Here is a 14,553-nt window from a genome sequence, read left to right as displayed (position 1 = left end):
CAGGTCGAGCACCCCGTCACCGAGGAGGTCTCGGGGATCGACCTGGTGCGGGAGATGTTCCGGATCGCCGACGGCCAGGCCCTCGGCTACGACGACCCGCCCCTGCGGGGCCACTCCTTCGAGTTCCGCATCAACGGCGAGGACCCCGGCCGGAACTTCCTGCCCGCCCCCGGCACCGTCACCCTCTTCCAGCCGCCCAGCGGGCCGGGTGTGCGTCTGGATGCGGGGGTGGAGTCCGGCAGTGTCATCGGCCCCGCCTGGGACTCCCTGCTCGCCAAACTCATCGTCACCGGTGCGACCCGCGAGCAGGCCCTGCAACGCGCCGCCCGCGCACTCGGCGAGTTCACCGTCGAAGGAATGGCCACCGCACTCCCCTTCCACCGTGCGGTGGTCGTCGATCCGGCGTTCGCGCCGAAGGACGGCGGCCCGTTCCGTGTCCACACCCGCTGGATCGAGACCGAGTTCGACAACACCATCCCCCCGTTCACCCCCACCGGCACAGGCGACAGCGACGACGACGGGCACGAGGGGCAGCGCGAGACCGTCGTGGTGGAGGTCGGTGGGAAGCGTTTGGAGGTGTCGCTGCCGGCGCATCTGGGGATGACGCTGGCGCGTACGGGGCTTGCGGCGGGTGCCAAGCCCAAGCGGCGTACCGCGGCGCGTTCCACGGCGACGGTGTCGGGGGATGCGCTGGCCTCGCCGATGCAGGGCACGATCGTGAAGGTCGCGGTCGAGGAGAACCAGCAGGTCTCCGAGGGCGATCTGATCGTGGTCCTCGAGGCGATGAAGATGGAACAGCCCATCAACGCCCACCGCTCCGGCACCGTCATCGGCCTGAAAGCCGACGTCGGCTCCTCCGTCTCCTCCGGCGCCGTCATCTGCGAAATCAAGGACGCGACGTGACGCGCCCCTTGCTCGCCTTCCTCGAGGCCCTGTCCTTGGCGGCGGCCCTGGTCGGCCACGCGCTTCCCGCCGTGCCGCCCGGCACGGCCGGCCGGCCGCAGGACCGGGGCGGCGGTCCGCACGAGGGCCCCGGCCCCCAGGGCCCCGGTCCCGGCTCCGGTCCCTTCGAGCCCATCCCGCCGCCGCCGGGCCTCCTTGCGCCCGACCCCGGCCCGCGCAGCGCCCCGGTGCTCGTGCCCTGCTGACCTGAATCCGGCACCCCATCCCTGTGATCCCCTGCGAAGGAGACTTCCCATGCACAGCACCTTGATCGTCGCCCGGATGAACCCCGGATCGGGTACCGATGTCGCCCGGCTCTTCGCCGAGTTCGACGGCACCGAGATGCCGCACCTGATGGGCACCCGCCGCCGGCAGCTCTTCTCGTACCACGGCCTCTACTTCCACCTGCAGGACTTCGACGCCGACAACGGCGGCGCGCTCATCCAGAAGGCGCGCACCGACGAGCGGTTCATCCGGATCAGCGAGGACCTCAAGCCGTTCATCGAGGCGTACGACCCGGCGACCTGGCGCTCCCCGGCCGACGCGATGGCCCAGCGCTTCTACTCGTGGGAGGCCGGCGCATGAGCGGCCGCCGCGTCGTCATCACCGGTATAGAAGTGCTCGCGCCCGGCGGTGTCGGGGCCGCGAACTTCTGGGACCTGATCAGCAGCGGACGCACCGCGACCCGCGGGATCACCTTCTTCGACCCGGCCCCCTTCCGGTCGCGGGTGGCCGCCGAGATCGACTTCGACCCCGAGGCGCACGGACTGGGCCCGCAGGAGATCCGGCGGATGGACCGGGCCGCACAGTTCGCGGTCGTCGCCGCCCGGGGCGCGGTCGCCGACTCCGGCATCGACCTTGCCGCGCACGACCCCTACCGGGTGGGGGTGACCATCGGCAGCGCGGTCGGCGCCACCATGGGCCTGGACCAGGAGTACCGGGTGGTCAGCGACGGCGGCCGGCTGCACCTGGTCGACCACGAGTACGCCGTGCCGCACCTCTACGACTACCTGGTGCCGAGTTCCTTCGCGGCCGAGGTGGCCTGGACGGTGGGCGCCCAGGGACCGGGCACCGTGGTGTCCACCGGCTGCACCTCGGGCATCGACTCGGTGGGCTACGCGGCCGATCTGATCCGTGAGGGCTCGGCCGATGTGATGATCGCCGGCTCCTCCGACGCCCCCATCTCCCCGATCACCCTGGCCTGCTTCGACGCGATCAAGGCCACCACCCCGCGCGACGACGACCCGCCGCGCGCCTCCCGCCCGTTCGACGGCACCCGCAACGGCTTCGTGCTCGGCGAGGGTTCGGCCGTCTTCGTCCTGGAGGAGCTGGAGTCCGCCCGGCGCCGCGGCGCGCACATCTACGCCGAGGTCGCCGGCTACGCCACCCGCAGCAACGCCTACCACATGACCGGGCTGCGGCTCGACGGCGCGGAGATGGCCGAGGCGATCCGGGTTGCGCTCGACGAGGCCCGGATGAACCCCGAGGAGATCGACTACATCAACGCGCACGGCTCGGGCACCAAGCAGAACGACCGGCACGAGACGGCGGCCTTCAAACGCAGCCTCGGCGACCACGCCTACCGCACGCCGGTCAGCTCGATCAAGTCGATGGTCGGCCACTCGCTCGGCGCGATCGGCTCCATCGAGATCGCCGCCAGCGCCCTGGCCATGGAGCACGGCGTGGTGCCCCCGACGGCGAACCTGCACACCCCCGATCCCGAGTGCGACCTGGACTACGTCCCGCTGGAGGCCCGTGAGCGGCGCATCGACGCGGTGCTCTCGGTGGGCAGCGGCTTCGGCGGATTCCAGAGCGCGGTGGTGCTCGCCCGGCCGGAAAGGAGCGCGGCGTGACCGTCAAGACAGTGGTGACCGGGCTGGGCGTCGCCTCGCCCAACGGCCTGGGAACGGCCGACTTCTGGGCGGCCACCCGCAGCGGCAAGAGCGGCATCGGCCGGATCACCCGCTTCGACCCGGCCGGCTACCCGGCCCGGCTGGCCGGCGAGATCCCGGGCTTCGCCGCCGAGCAGTACCTGCCCAGCAGGCTGCTCCCGCAGACCGACCGGATGACCCGGCTGGCGCTGGTCGCCGCGGACTGGGCGCTGGAGGACGCCGGGGTGCGGCCGGGCGAACTGCCCGAGTTCGACATGGGCGTGGTCACCGCCAGCTCCTCGGGCGGCTTCGAGTTCGGCCAGGGCGAGCTGCAGGCCCTGTGGAGCAAGGGCAGCCAGTACGTCAGCGCCTACCAGTCCTTCGCGTGGTTCTACGCCGTCAACAGCGGCCAGATCTCGATCCGCAACGGCATGAAGGGCCCCTCAAGTGTCGTGGTCAGCGACCAGGCGGGCGGTCTCGACGCCGTTGCCCAGGCCCGCCGGCAGATCCGGCGCGGCACCGGGCTGGTGGTCTCCGGCGCGGTGGACGCCTCGATCTGCCCCTGGGGCTGGGTCGCCCAGCTGGCCGGCGACCGGCTGAGCACGAGCGACGAACCGACGCAGGCGTACCTGCCGTTCGACAGCGCGGCCCGCGGCCACGTTCCCGGCGAGGGCGGCGCGATCCTGATCCTGGAGTCCGAGCAGGTCGCCCGCGAGCGCGGCGCCCGGATCTACGGCGAGATCGCCGGCTACGGCGCCACGATGGACCCCCGGCCGGGCAGCGGGGCCGAGCCGGGCCTGCGCCGGGCGATCGAGCTGGCGCTGCGCGACGCGGGGGCCGAACCCGGCGAGGTCGACGTGGTCTTCGCCGACGCCGCGGCCGTCCCCGAGCTGGACCGGGCCGAAGCCGACGCGCTGCGCGCCGTCTTCGGGCCGCGCGGGGTGCCGGTCACGGCCCCCAAGACGATGACGGGCCGGCTCTACTCCGGCGCCGCCCCCCTCGACCTGGCCACCGCCGTGCTCTCCATGGCGGCCGGCCTGATCCCGCCGACGGTCAACGTCGACCCGGCACCCGGATACGACCTGGACCTGGTGGTCGACCGGCGCACCGCCGACATCCGCACCGCCCTGGTGCTGGCCCGCGGCGCGGGCGGCTTCAACTCCGCCCTCGTCGTGCGCGCCGCCTGACCCCGGTACCGGCACAGGTCCTCTACGGCCCGCAACGCCACGAAAGGAAACCACCCGTGGACACCCGACAGTTCACCATCACCGACCTCAAGCGGATCCTGCTGGAGGGCGCCGGCGCCGACGAGGCCGTGGACCTCGACGGCGACATCCTCGACCTCGCCTTCGACGAACTCGGCTACGAGTCGCTGGCCCTGCTGGAGACCACCGGCCGGATCGAGCGCGAGTACGGCATCAGCCTCGACGACGACACGCTGCTCGACGGCGCCACCCCCCGCAGCATCATCGCGGCCGTCAACAGCCGGCTGTCCGTGGCGGCCGACGCCGCCTGAGCCGGTCCGCACGGCGCCGCCCGGCCCCGGGCGGCCCCCGAACGGCCGTCGCCGGGGATGGATGCGGCCCGGCGACGGCCCCTGCTCGCACGCCACGTACCCCGCGGAGGCGGCGCCTGCCGCACGACCTCCGCGGCGCCGCGCGGGTGCCTCGCGCGTCCACCGGTCCGGCCGCCACGGCCGGCCCCTTCGTTCCCCGTCCGCGCACGACGCACAGGAGACAGCATGTCCCAGCAGCACCAGCGGGTCGCCCTGATCACGGGCGGCACCAGCGGTATCGGTCTGGCCTCGGCCCGGCAGCTCGCCGGGCAGGGCCTGCGCGTGTTCATCGGCGCCCGCAGCCCCGAGGCGGTCACCGCGACCGTCAAGGAACTCCAGGCCGAGGGGCACGAGGTCGACGGCGGCACCGTCGATGTCCGCTCCGGCGCGGCCGCGCACGCGTTCGTGCAGGCCGCGGTCGACCGCTTCGGCGGTGTCGACGTCCTGGTCAACAACGCCGGCCGCAGTGGCGGGGGAGTGACCGCCGACATCGCCGACGACCTGTGGCTCGACGTGATGGAGACCAACCTCAACAGCGTCTTCCGGATGACCCGGGAAGTGCTCAACACCGGTGGCCTGCGGGAGAAGTCGTGGGGCCGGATCATCAACATCGCCTCCACCGCGGGCAAGCAGGGCGTCGTGCTCGGCGCCCCGTACTCCGCCTCCAAGCACGGCGTGGTCGGCTTCACCAAGGCGCTGGGCAACGAGCTGGCACCCACCGGCATCACCGTCAACGCGGTCTGCCCCGGCTACGTCGAGACGCCCATGGCGCAGCGGGTCCGGCAGGGCTACGCGGCCGCCTACGACACCGACGAGGCCGCGATCCTGGAGCGCTTCCAGGCCAAGATCCCGCTCGGCCGGTACTCCACGCCCGAGGAGGTCGCCGGAATGGTCGGCTACCTCGCCTCGGACGCGGCCGGCTCGGTCACCTCCCAGGCGATCAACGTCTGCGGCGGCCTCGGCAACTTCTGAGGCGCCACCGCACCACCTCCCCGTATCCCCGCAGAGCCAAGGAGTCCGAGCATGTCGACCCGACCGATGGCCCGCCAGGTCGAGCACACGATCCAGGTGTCCGCGCCGGCCGAGGCGATCTACGAGCTGATCGCCGAGGTGCGGAACTGGCCGCGGATCTTCCCTCCCACCATCCACGTCGACTACACGCACAAGGGCGAGCGCGACGAGCACATCCGGATCTGGGCGACCGCCAACGGCGAGGCCAAAAACTGGAGTTCGCGCCGGATGCTGGAGCCGGAGCGGCTGCGCATCAACTTCGAGCAGGTGGTCTCCGCGCCGCCGGTCGCCTATATGGGCGGCGCCTGGCTGATCGAGGAACTACCGGGCGGCGACTCCCTGGTCCGGCTGCTGCACGAGTACCGCGCCCTGGGCGACGACCCCGACGGGCTGGCCTGGATCGACCAGGCGGTGGACCGCAACTCCCGCTCCGAGCTGGGGGCGCTCAAGGACAACGTCGAGGCGGCCCACCGCAACCGCGACCTGACCTTCTCCTTCGAGGACTCCGTCCACGTCGACGGCAGCGCGCAGGACGTCTTCGCTTTCGTCAACGAGGCCCACCTGTGGTCCGAGCGGCTGCCGCACGTCGCCAAGGTCCGGCTGGAGGAGGACGAACAGGGCCTGCAGACCCTGGAGATGGACACCGTCGCCAAGGACGGCTCCACGCACACCACCAAGTCCCACCGGGTCACCTTCCCGTACCACGGCATCGCCTACAAGCAGGTCACCCTGCCGGCGCTGCTGACCCTGCACACCGGCTACTGGACCTTCGCGGAGAACGAGGACGGCGGCGTCACGGCCAGTTCGCAGCACACCGTGGTGATCAACCCCGACGCCGTCGCGACGGTGCTCGGCCCCGACGCCACCGTCGAGGACGCCAAGGAGTACGTGCACAGCGCGCTGAGCACCAACAGCCTGGCGACGCTCGGCCACGCCAAGGCGTACGCGGAAAAGGCCCGCTGACGATGGCCGCGACCGCCGCGGTGCCGCCGGGCGGCGCCGAGACCGCGCAGGTCGTCGTCGTGGGCGCCGGGCCCGTCGGGCTGATGCTCGCGGGCGAACTGCGCCTGGGCGGGGCCCACGTGGTCGTCCTGGAGCGGCGTGAGACGCCCACCACGGAGTCGCGCGCCTCCACCCTGCACGCCCGCACCATGGAACTCTTCGACAGCCGCGGCCTGCTCGCCGACCTCGGCACGCCCCCGCGGGAGCCGCGCGGCCACTTCGGCGGCGTGCCGATGGACCTGACGCTGCCCGGCCGCTACCCGGGCCAGTGGAAGGTGCCGCAGACCAGGACCGAGGAACTGCTGCAGAAGTGGGCGACCGGGCTCGGGGCGGACCTGCGGCGCGGCTGGGAGGTGACCGCTCTGTCCGACGACGGACAGGGCGTCACCGTCACCGCCGCCGCACGCGGCGGCGAGCACGTGCTGCGCGCCGCCTACGTGGTGGCCTGCGACGGCGAGGACAGCACGGTGCGGCGGCTGACCGGGGCGGACTTCCCCGGCCGGCCGGCGGGCCGGGAACTGCTGCGGGCGGACATCGACGGCATCGACATCCGGCCGCGGCGCTTCGAGCGCCTGCCGGGCGGCCTGGCCATCGCCGCCCGCATGCCGGGCGGTGTCACCCGGGTGATGGCCCACGCCTACGGCCGGCCGGCGGCGCGCCGGTCCACCGCGCCCGACTTCGCCGAGGTCGTGGACGTCTGGCGGCAGGTCACCGGCGAGGACATCGGCCACGGCAGGCCGGTGTGGGTCAACGCCTTCGGCGACACCAACCGCCAGCTCGCCTCCTACCGGCACGGCCGGGTGCTGTTCGCCGGCGACGCCGCCCACGCGCAACTGCCCAGCGGCGGCCAGGCGCTCAACCTCGGCCTGCAGGATGCCGTCAACCTCGGCTGGAAGCTGGCGGCCGAGGTCGGTCACCGGGCACCGCGCGGCCTGCTGGACACCTACCACGACGAGCGGCACGCCGTCGGGGCCAGGGTGCTGGCGAACATCCGCGCCCAGGGGACGCTGCTGCTCGGCGGCCCCGAGGTCGAGCCGGTCCGCACCCTGCTCGCCGAACTGCTGGCCGACGAGGCGGTACGGGCGCACCTGGCGGGCGCGATCAGCGGGCTGGACATCCGCTACCCGGCCGACGGCGACCACCCGCTGGCGGGCGCTCGGCTGCCGCACCTGGACCTGGCCACGGCGGGCGGCCCGGCCACCACCACCGAACTGCTGCGCGGCGGTGGCGGGTTGCTGCTCGACCTGGACAGGCCGCCGCACGACCACCTGCCCTGGATCGGCCGGCTGTGGGCAGACCGGGTCACCACCGTCACCGTCCGGCCGCAGGCCGGCTCCCCGCTGGGCAGCCGCGGTGCGGTGCTGGTGCGGCCGGACGGTTACGTGGCCTGGGCCGGTGAGGACCGTGAGGGCGCGCCGGCCGCGCTGCGGCGCTGGTTCGGCGCGCCGGAGCGGGGGCTGTGACGGGAACGCCGGCGGGACCGGCGCCATCGACCCCCACCTCATGGCGAGGGGCGTACCGGAAGGACCCACGAGGGACCCACGGGGCCCACGGACGGAGGAGAACACCATGGAGAGCGCGACGCTGAGCGCACACCGCGCGTCCGGTACGGAGCACGTCGACGTGGTCGTCGCCGGGGCGGGACCGGCCGGCCTGATGCTGGCGGGCGAACTGGCCCTGGCCGGTGTCCGCGTGACGGTGCTGGAACGCCTCACCGAACCCACCGGGCAGTCCCGCGGCCTGGGCTTCACCGCCCGCGCGATGGAGGTCCTGGACCAGCGCGGGCTGCTGGAGCTGTTCGGGGAACCGCTGGAGAAGAGCCCGCTGGGCCACTTCGGCGGGGTCCGCTTCGACTACACGGTGCTGCCCGACGCCCACTTCGGCGCCCGGGGCATCCCCCAGTACCGGACCGAGGCCGTCCTGGAGCGCTGGGCGACCGGGCTCGGCGCGGACCTGCGGCGCGGCTGGGAGGTGACCGCGCTGTCCGACGACGGCGAAGGCGTCACCGTCACGGCCGCGGCACCCGGCGGCGAGCGCGTGCTGCGCGCGTCCTATCTGGTCGGGTGCGACGGCGGCCAGAGCACGGTGCGCCAGCTGGCCGGTTTCGACTTCCCCGGCACGCCCGCCACCCGGGAGATGTACCTCGCCGACGTCGTCGGCGGCGGCATACGGCCGCGCTTCCTCGGCGAGCGGGTCCCCGAGGGCATGGTGATGGCCGCGCCGCTGCGCGAGGGCGTGGACCGGATCATCGTCTGCCCGCAGGGCACGCCCGCCCGTGACCGGGCGGAGACGGTCACCTTCGCCGAGGTCGCCGCGGCCTGGGAGAAAATCACCGGGGAGTCCATCGCGGACCGTGGCGCCGAGTGGGTCAGCTCGTTCACCGACGCCTCCCGGCAGGTCGGCGAGTACCGCCGGGGCCGGGTGCTGCTGGCCGGTGACGCCGCCCACATCCACCTCCCGGCCGGTGGCCAGGGCCTGAGCACGGGCGTGCAGGACGCGGCGAACCTCGGCTGGAAGCTGGCCGCCGAGGTGCACGGCTGGGCGCCGCGGGGACTGCTCGACACCTACCACAGCGAGCGGCACCCGGTCGGCGCGCGCCTGCTGATGAACACACGGGCGCAGAACCTGGTCTTCCTCGGCGGCCCGGAGTCCGACCCGCTGCGCGAGTTGTTCGCCGAGCTGATCGCCCTCGACGACGTCAAACGCCACCTGGCCGGCGTGGTCAGCGGCCTGGACGTGGCCTACGACGTCGCCGAGGACGACGGTGCGGGCACCCCGTTGCTGGGCCGCCGCGTCCCGCCCCGGGCGCTGTCCACGGGGGAGGGACCGACCACCACCGCGCGCCTGCTCCACCCGGCTGAGGGCGTCCTGCTCGACCTGTCCGACAACCCGGCGCCGCGCACGCTCGCCGCCGGCTGGAAGGACCGTGTCGGCGTCACCGTGGCCGTGCCGGCGGACCCCTCCGACTTCGACGGCGCCACCGCCCTGCTCGTGCGCCCGGACGGCCACGTCGTCTGGTCCCAGGGCGCCGGCGTGCCGCGCCCCCTCGCGAGCCTCGAGACCGCGCTGCGCCGCTGGTTCGGCGACCCCGCCTGAGACCCGCCGAGGAGCCCGCACGGCCGCCGGACGCGCGCCACGCGGCGCCGGAGACCACCCACCATCCCCGCGGAACCGCAGAAAGGCGGGCACCCGATGACCCTCACACCCCCCGAGAGCGCGGCCCCGGCACCGGCGGCGCCGGACCGGCTGGCGCAGCTGCGGGCCGTCAAGGAGCAGGCCCGCGCCGGCGCCGACCCCCGGGCCACCGAACGGCAGCACGGCAAGGGCAAGCTCACCGCGCACGAGAGGATCGAACTCCTCCTCGACAAGGACTCCTTCACCGAGGTCGAACCGCTGCGCCGGCACCGCGCCACCGGTTTCGGCCTGGAGGCCAAGCGCCCCTACTCCGACGGCGTGGTCACCGGCTGGGGCACGGTCGAGGGCCGCACGGTGTTCGTCTACGCGCACGACTTCCGGATCTTCGGCGGGGCGCTGGGCGAGGCGCACGCGCAGAAGATCCACAAGATCATGGACATGGCCATCGCTGCGGGTGCGCCGCTGGTGTCGCTGAACGACGGTGCCGGCGCCCGCATCCAGGAGGGCGTCTCGGCGCTGGCCGGCTACGGCGGGATCTTCCAGCGCAACACCCGGGCGTCGGGCGTCATCCCGCAGATCAGCGTGATGCTCGGCCCGTGCGCGGGCGGCGCCGCCTACTCCCCGGCGCTGACCGATTTCGTCTTCGCCGTCCGCGGCATCTCGCAGATGTTCATCACCGGCCCGGACGTGGTCAAGGCCGTCACCGGCGAGGACATCACGCACGACGGGCTCGGCGGCGCCGACGTCCACGCCGGGGTCTCCGGCGTCGTGCACTTCGCCTATGACGACGAGGAGACGTGCCTGGCCGAGGTGCGCTACCTGCTGTCGATGCTGCCGTCCAACAACCGCGAACTGCCGCCCACCACGACGCCCTCGGCCGACGAGCGCCCCGGCGACGCCCTGCTCGACCTCGTGCCCGCCGACGGCAACCGCTCCTACGACATCCACAAGGTGATCGAGGAGATCGTCGACGAGGGCGACTTCATGGAGGTCCACGCGGACTGGGCGCCCAACCTCGTGTGCGGGCTGGCGAGGATCGACGGCCACGTCGTCGGCGTCGTGGCGAACCAGCCGGCCGCGACGGCCGGCGTCCTGGACATCAAGGCGAGCGAGAAGGGGGCGCGGTTCGTCCAGTTCTGCGACTCCTTCAACATCCCGCTGGTCACCCTCGTCGACGTGCCCGGCTTCCTGCCCGGCATCGGCCAGGAGCACGACGGCATCATCAGGCGCGGCGCGAAACTGCTCTACGCCTACTGCAACGCCACCGTGCCGCGGGTCTCGGTGGTGCTGCGCAAGGCGTACGGCGGCGCCTACATCGTCATGGACTCCCGCTCCATCGGCGCGGACGTCGCCCTGGCCTGGCCGACCAACGAGATCGCCGTCATGGGTGCCGAGGGGGCGGCCAACGTCGTCTTCCGCCGTGAGATCGCGGCCGCCGACGACCCCGAGGCGATGCGGCAGCGCAAGATCGAGGAGTACCGCAGCGAACTGGTCCACCCCTACTTCGCCGCCGAACGCGGCCTCGTCGACGACGTCATCGACCCGCGTGACACCCGCCGGGTCCTGGCCCGCACCATCGCCATGCTCGCGACCAAGCACTCCTCCCTGCCCTCGCGCAAACACGGCAACCCCCCGCAGTAGCCCTCCCGCCTCCACCCGAAAGGAACTCTCCATGGACAGCACCCTCGCCGGACCCGGCCTGCTGCGCGTCCGGCGCGGTGCCGCCGGACCGGAGGAACTGGCCGCCCTGATGGCCGTTCTCCACCTGCGGGCCGCCGCCCTCGCATCGGCCGACCTGCCCGCCGCCCGCCCCCTCGCCGCCTGGAACCGCCCCGAACGGCACGCCCCCTACCGCGACCCGCGCGGCTGGTCCGCCCCTCGCACCGGGAGGTGAGCCGTACGGCGGACGGGGTTCGCGGCCGGATCGGCTGGTGCGCCCCGCGTGCTGGGAGGTGAGCCGTACAGCGGACGGGGTTCGCGGCCCGATCGGCTGGTCCGCCCCTCGTGCCGGGGATCGGCGGCGCGGTGGGCGGTGCGCGCACCGCCCACCCCCGGGGCACGGGCCGCAACCCCTCACGGTGGCTCACCGCGGTCCCGGGGGCCACGTGAGGGCACCGTGACGCGCCGACACCCCGGGGCAACGGGCGGGAAACCCCGGCAGCGCAGGATCGGCGACATGGCGACCACCCTGGCGGCACGCAGCGAAGGCCCCGCCCGTACGCAGGCGGGCGGCCCCGGCTGCGGGCATACGGCAGGGCTCCCCGGCGGCCCCGCGCTCGTCGCCGTGGGGCACGGCAGCCGCGACCCGAGGGCGGCCGCGACCGCACGCGAACTGCTCGCCGCCGTACGGCTGCTGCGCCCTGGCCTCGACGTGCGGCTCGGGTACATCGAACTGAGCCCGCCGCTGCTCGCCGACACCCTCGCCGGGCCCTTCGGCCCCCAGGGCGCCGTCCTGGTGCCGCTGCTCCTCGGCCGGGGCTACCACGTACGGCACGACCTGCCCGAAGCCCTGGCCGCGGCCCCAGGAGTGCGTGGCACCGTCGCCGCACCGCTCGGGCCGCACCCGCTGCTGGCCGCCGCCCTGCACGACCGCCTCACCGAGGCGGGCTGGGACGACCGCGGCGAGGCGGTCGTGCTCGCCGCCGCCGGCTCCCGCGACCCGGACTCCGCCCGTGACGCCGAAGCCACCGCCGCCCTGCTCGCCGCCCGGCTCGGTGTCCCCGTCGTGCCCGGCTACGTCTCCGCCACGGCGCCCACCGTCCCCCAGGCGGTCGCCTCCCTTGCCGCGCGCGGCCTGCGCCGTATCGCCGTGGCCTCCTACTTCACCGCCCCCGGCCGCTTCGCCACCCAGGCGGCGGCCGCCTCACCCTGGATCGCCTCCCGCCCCCTGGGCGCCCACCCAGCCCTCGCCGCCCTGGTGCTCACCCGCTACACCGCAGCCCTTGCGGCGACCCGCGCTTGAGCACAAGGGCGTTCAAACCCACCACCAGGGCCGCTGACCGCCTCCCGGGCGCCCGATCTCGCTCCCAGGGAGCCCGATCAGCCACCCAGGGGCACGACCTCGCCGCCAAGGAGCCCAATCGGGCACCCCGGACGCTCGACCTCGCCACCAAGGCGGCGCCCTCGCCACCAGGGGTGCCCGCCCTCGTCACCAAGGTGCCCGACCTCGTCACCAGGGCGGCGCCCTCGTCACCAAAGCGTCCGGCCGCGCTGCCCTGGTGCCCACCCGCGCACCCAACCCTCCGTACCAAGCACCCGAGCACCCAATCCCGCGCACGCGACCGCACCCCTTGAACACCAGAGTGCCCATCCTGATCATCGGTGCGCTGTCACGGCCGCTCCACAGGGGCGGGCGGTTACCGTCGTGGATATGGAAGGACTCGCGCCGCAGCCGTACACGACCGCCGACCTGGAGCGTTTCGTCGCCGAACCCGACAAGCGGGCCGGGCGGACGGCCTTCCAGCGGGACCGGGCGCGGGTACTGCACTCGGCCGCCCTGCGCAGGCTCGCCGGCAAGACGCAGGTCGTGGACCCGGGCGCGGGAGCGTTCGCCGTCACCGACACCAGCCCCCGCACCCGCCTCACGCACTCGCTGGAGTGCGCCCAGGTCGGCCGGGAACTGGGCGCCGCCCTGGGCTGCGACCCCGACCTCGTGGAGACCGCGTGCCTCGCCCACGACCTGGGGCACCCGCCCTTCGGCCACAACGGCGAGCAGGTCCTCGACGAGTTCGCCGCCGACTGCGGCGGCTTCGAGGGCAACGCCCAGAGCCTGCGCCTGCTCACCCGCATCGAACCCAAGCGCTTCGCCCCCTCGCCGGACGGCCCGGTCAGCGTCGGCCTCAACCTCACCCGCGCCGCGCTCGACGCCGCCACCAAGTACCCCTGGCCGCGCGGCGGCCACCCCACCGAGCCGGCCTCCCGCAAGTTCGGTGTCTACGAGGACGACCTGCCGGTCTTCGCCTGGGTGCGCCTCGCGGCGGGCGCGGCGGCGCCCGACGGCCCCGGCACCCGCACCTGCTTCGAGGCGCAGGTCATGGACTGGTCCGACGACGTCGCCTACTCCGTCCACGACGTCGAGGACGGCCTGCAGGCCGGGCACATCGACCCCCGCGCGCTGCGCTCGGCCCCCGAGCGGGCCGAGGTGTTCGCCTGCGCGCTGGGCCGCTACGCCCCGCCCGGCGCGGACGCCGCCGAACTCGACGCCGCGCTGGACCGGCTGCTCGCCCAGCCCTGGTGGCCCGGCCGCTACGACGGCTCCGCGCTCGACCAGGCCCGGCTGAAGGACGCCGCCTCCCAGCTCATCGGCCGCTTCTGCCTGGCCGCCGAGACCGCCACCCGGGCCCGCCACGGCACCGCGCCGCTCACCCGCTACGGCGCCGAACTCGTCGTCCCCCGCGAACAGCGGCTGGAGTGCGCGGTCCTCAAGGCCGTCGCCGACTGCTGGGTCATGCAGCGCGCCGCCCAGGCCAGACGGCGGGCCGAGCAGCGGGTGGTGATCGGCGAGCTGGCCCACACCCTGCTGGAGCGGGCGCCCGAGGGGCTCGACCCGCAGTTCCGCGCCCTGTTCGAGGCCGCGCCCGACGACCGCGCGCGGTGCCGGGCCGTCGTCGACCAGATCGCCTCCCTCACCGACGCGGCCGCGACCGCCCTGCACGCGCGGCTGGCCGCCTGAGGCCGGATACGAGCCGCACCGCGCCCCGGGCATCACCCCGCACCGCCCCGAACGGCCCACCCGCCCCATCCGTCACGGCAAAGTGCCGCACGGGCGGGCCCGGAACGCCCGAGCGGTGCGATGATCTTCCCCTGCGGGCCGACCGGCGCGGCACTCTTCCCGTCCGGGGCGCCGTGCGGGACGCTCAGCAGGGCAGGAGGACGCAGCACGACGGCAGTACGACGCGGTCCGGCATGGCAGTACAGCGGCGGGACGGCACCGGGACAGCCCCCAGGACACCCGCAGCACGGCCGCAGGACGCGCAAGGCGCCCGGGGCAGACGGGGCACCACGGGGCACAGGCAGCACGAGCGACACAGCACAAGC

Annotated in this window: 14 protein-coding genes; all 14 read left to right on the top strand. The window is 74.1% G+C overall.

What is annotated here, in order from left to right; translation table 11 throughout:
- Positions 1–903, top strand: a 903-nt coding sequence (locus tag BLR33_RS32635; protein WP_143031798.1) for a biotin/lipoyl-containing protein, incomplete at its 5' end; no start/stop codon positions are given.
- The gene (locus BLR33_RS32630; RefSeq protein WP_093788377.1) at positions 900–1,148 is read left to right on the top strand and encodes a hypothetical protein; all 249 of its coding nucleotides are present in this window, start codon (positions 900–902) and stop codon (positions 1,146–1,148) included. The genes BLR33_RS32635 and BLR33_RS32630, both read left to right, overlap by 4 nt.
- 49 nt (positions 1,149–1,197) lie before the next feature.
- Complete coding sequence (locus BLR33_RS32625; protein ID WP_093788375.1) at positions 1,198–1,527, top strand: TcmI family type II polyketide cyclase; 330 nt, start codon at positions 1,198–1,200, stop codon at positions 1,525–1,527.
- Positions 1,524–2,795 (top strand): beta-ketoacyl-[acyl-carrier-protein] synthase family protein, encoded by a 1,272-nt coding sequence (locus BLR33_RS32620; RefSeq protein WP_093788373.1) that lies wholly within the window; start codon positions 1,524–1,526, stop codon positions 2,793–2,795. Before BLR33_RS32625 ends, BLR33_RS32620 begins: the two co-directional genes overlap by 4 nt.
- Positions 2,792–4,000 (top strand): ketosynthase chain-length factor, encoded by a 1,209-nt coding sequence (locus tag BLR33_RS32615; protein ID WP_093788371.1) that lies wholly within the window; start codon positions 2,792–2,794, stop codon positions 3,998–4,000. The genes BLR33_RS32620 and BLR33_RS32615 overlap by 4 nt, the downstream gene beginning before the upstream one ends.
- A gap of 56 nt (positions 4,001–4,056) precedes the next feature.
- Complete coding sequence (locus BLR33_RS32610) at positions 4,057–4,329, top strand: acyl carrier protein (RefSeq protein ID WP_093788369.1); 273 nt, start codon at positions 4,057–4,059, stop codon at positions 4,327–4,329.
- 225 nt (positions 4,330–4,554) lie between these two features.
- Positions 4,555–5,340, top strand: a complete 786-nt coding sequence (locus BLR33_RS32605) for an SDR family NAD(P)-dependent oxidoreductase (protein WP_093788367.1) — start codon at positions 4,555–4,557, stop codon at positions 5,338–5,340.
- A gap of 51 nt (positions 5,341–5,391) precedes the next feature.
- Positions 5,392–6,342, top strand: a complete 951-nt coding sequence (locus tag BLR33_RS32600; protein ID WP_245771818.1) for an aromatase/cyclase — start codon at positions 5,392–5,394, stop codon at positions 6,340–6,342.
- 2 nt (positions 6,343–6,344) lie between these two features.
- Positions 6,345–7,844 carry an FAD-dependent monooxygenase gene (locus BLR33_RS32595; RefSeq protein WP_093788363.1) on the top strand — a complete coding sequence of 500 codons (1,500 nt, stop codon included), beginning with the start codon at positions 6,345–6,347 and terminating at the stop codon, positions 7,842–7,844.
- Between the two features lie 106 nt (positions 7,845–7,950).
- Positions 7,951–9,477: an FAD-dependent monooxygenase gene (locus BLR33_RS32590; protein WP_093788361.1), complete on the top strand. Its 1,527-nt coding sequence runs from the start codon at positions 7,951–7,953 to the stop codon at positions 9,475–9,477.
- 96 nt (positions 9,478–9,573) lie between these two features.
- On the top strand, positions 9,574–11,157 hold the full coding sequence (locus BLR33_RS32585; protein ID WP_093788359.1) for an acyl-CoA carboxylase subunit beta: 1,584 nt from the start codon (positions 9,574–9,576) through the stop codon (positions 11,155–11,157).
- Positions 11,158–11,188: 31 nt separating this feature from the next.
- The gene (locus BLR33_RS32580) at positions 11,189–11,410 is read left to right on the top strand and encodes an acyl-CoA carboxylase subunit epsilon (protein WP_093788357.1); all 222 of its coding nucleotides are present in this window, start codon (positions 11,189–11,191) and stop codon (positions 11,408–11,410) included.
- Between the two features lie 282 nt (positions 11,411–11,692).
- Positions 11,693–12,478 carry a sirohydrochlorin chelatase gene (locus tag BLR33_RS32575; protein WP_093788355.1) on the top strand — a complete coding sequence of 262 codons (786 nt, stop codon included), beginning with the start codon at positions 11,693–11,695 and terminating at the stop codon, positions 12,476–12,478.
- A gap of 408 nt (positions 12,479–12,886) precedes the next feature.
- Positions 12,887–14,188, top strand: coding sequence for a deoxyguanosinetriphosphate triphosphohydrolase (locus BLR33_RS32570; RefSeq protein ID WP_093788353.1), 1,302 nt, complete (start codon positions 12,887–12,889; stop codon positions 14,186–14,188).
- Positions 14,189–14,553: the final 365 nt, after the last annotated feature.

Source organism: Actinacidiphila guanduensis, assembly GCF_900103985.1.
GTDB classification, from domain to species: Bacteria; Actinomycetota; Actinomycetes; order Streptomycetales; family Streptomycetaceae; genus Actinacidiphila; species Actinacidiphila guanduensis.
The sequence above is the reverse complement of the archived record's forward strand: the minus strand, read 5'-3'. Positions and strand labels throughout refer to the sequence as shown.

Excerpts from the sequence above, each read along its gene's own strand:
- BLR33_RS32595 (WP_093788363.1), top strand. The coding sequence starts at position 6,345 with ATGGCCGCGACCGCCGCGGTGCCGCCGGGCGGCGCCGAGACCGCGCAG.
- BLR33_RS32575 (WP_093788355.1), top strand. The coding sequence starts at position 11,693 with ATGGCGACCACCCTGGCGGCACGCAGCGAAGGCCCCGCCCGTACGCAG.
- BLR33_RS32590 (WP_093788361.1), top strand. The coding sequence starts at position 7,951 with ATGGAGAGCGCGACGCTGAGCGCACACCGCGCGTCCGGTACGGAGCAC.
- BLR33_RS32585 (WP_093788359.1), top strand. The coding sequence starts at position 9,574 with ATGACCCTCACACCCCCCGAGAGCGCGGCCCCGGCACCGGCGGCGCCG.
- BLR33_RS32620 (WP_093788373.1), top strand. The coding sequence starts at position 1,524 with ATGAGCGGCCGCCGCGTCGTCATCACCGGTATAGAAGTGCTCGCGCCC.
- BLR33_RS32605 (WP_093788367.1), top strand. The coding sequence starts at position 4,555 with ATGTCCCAGCAGCACCAGCGGGTCGCCCTGATCACGGGCGGCACCAGC.
- BLR33_RS32625 (WP_093788375.1), top strand. The coding sequence starts at position 1,198 with ATGCACAGCACCTTGATCGTCGCCCGGATGAACCCCGGATCGGGTACC.
- BLR33_RS32570 (WP_093788353.1), top strand. The coding sequence starts at position 12,887 with ATGGAAGGACTCGCGCCGCAGCCGTACACGACCGCCGACCTGGAGCGT.
- BLR33_RS32600 (WP_245771818.1), top strand. The coding sequence starts at position 5,392 with ATGTCGACCCGACCGATGGCCCGCCAGGTCGAGCACACGATCCAGGTG.
- BLR33_RS32580 (WP_093788357.1), top strand. The coding sequence starts at position 11,189 with ATGGACAGCACCCTCGCCGGACCCGGCCTGCTGCGCGTCCGGCGCGGT.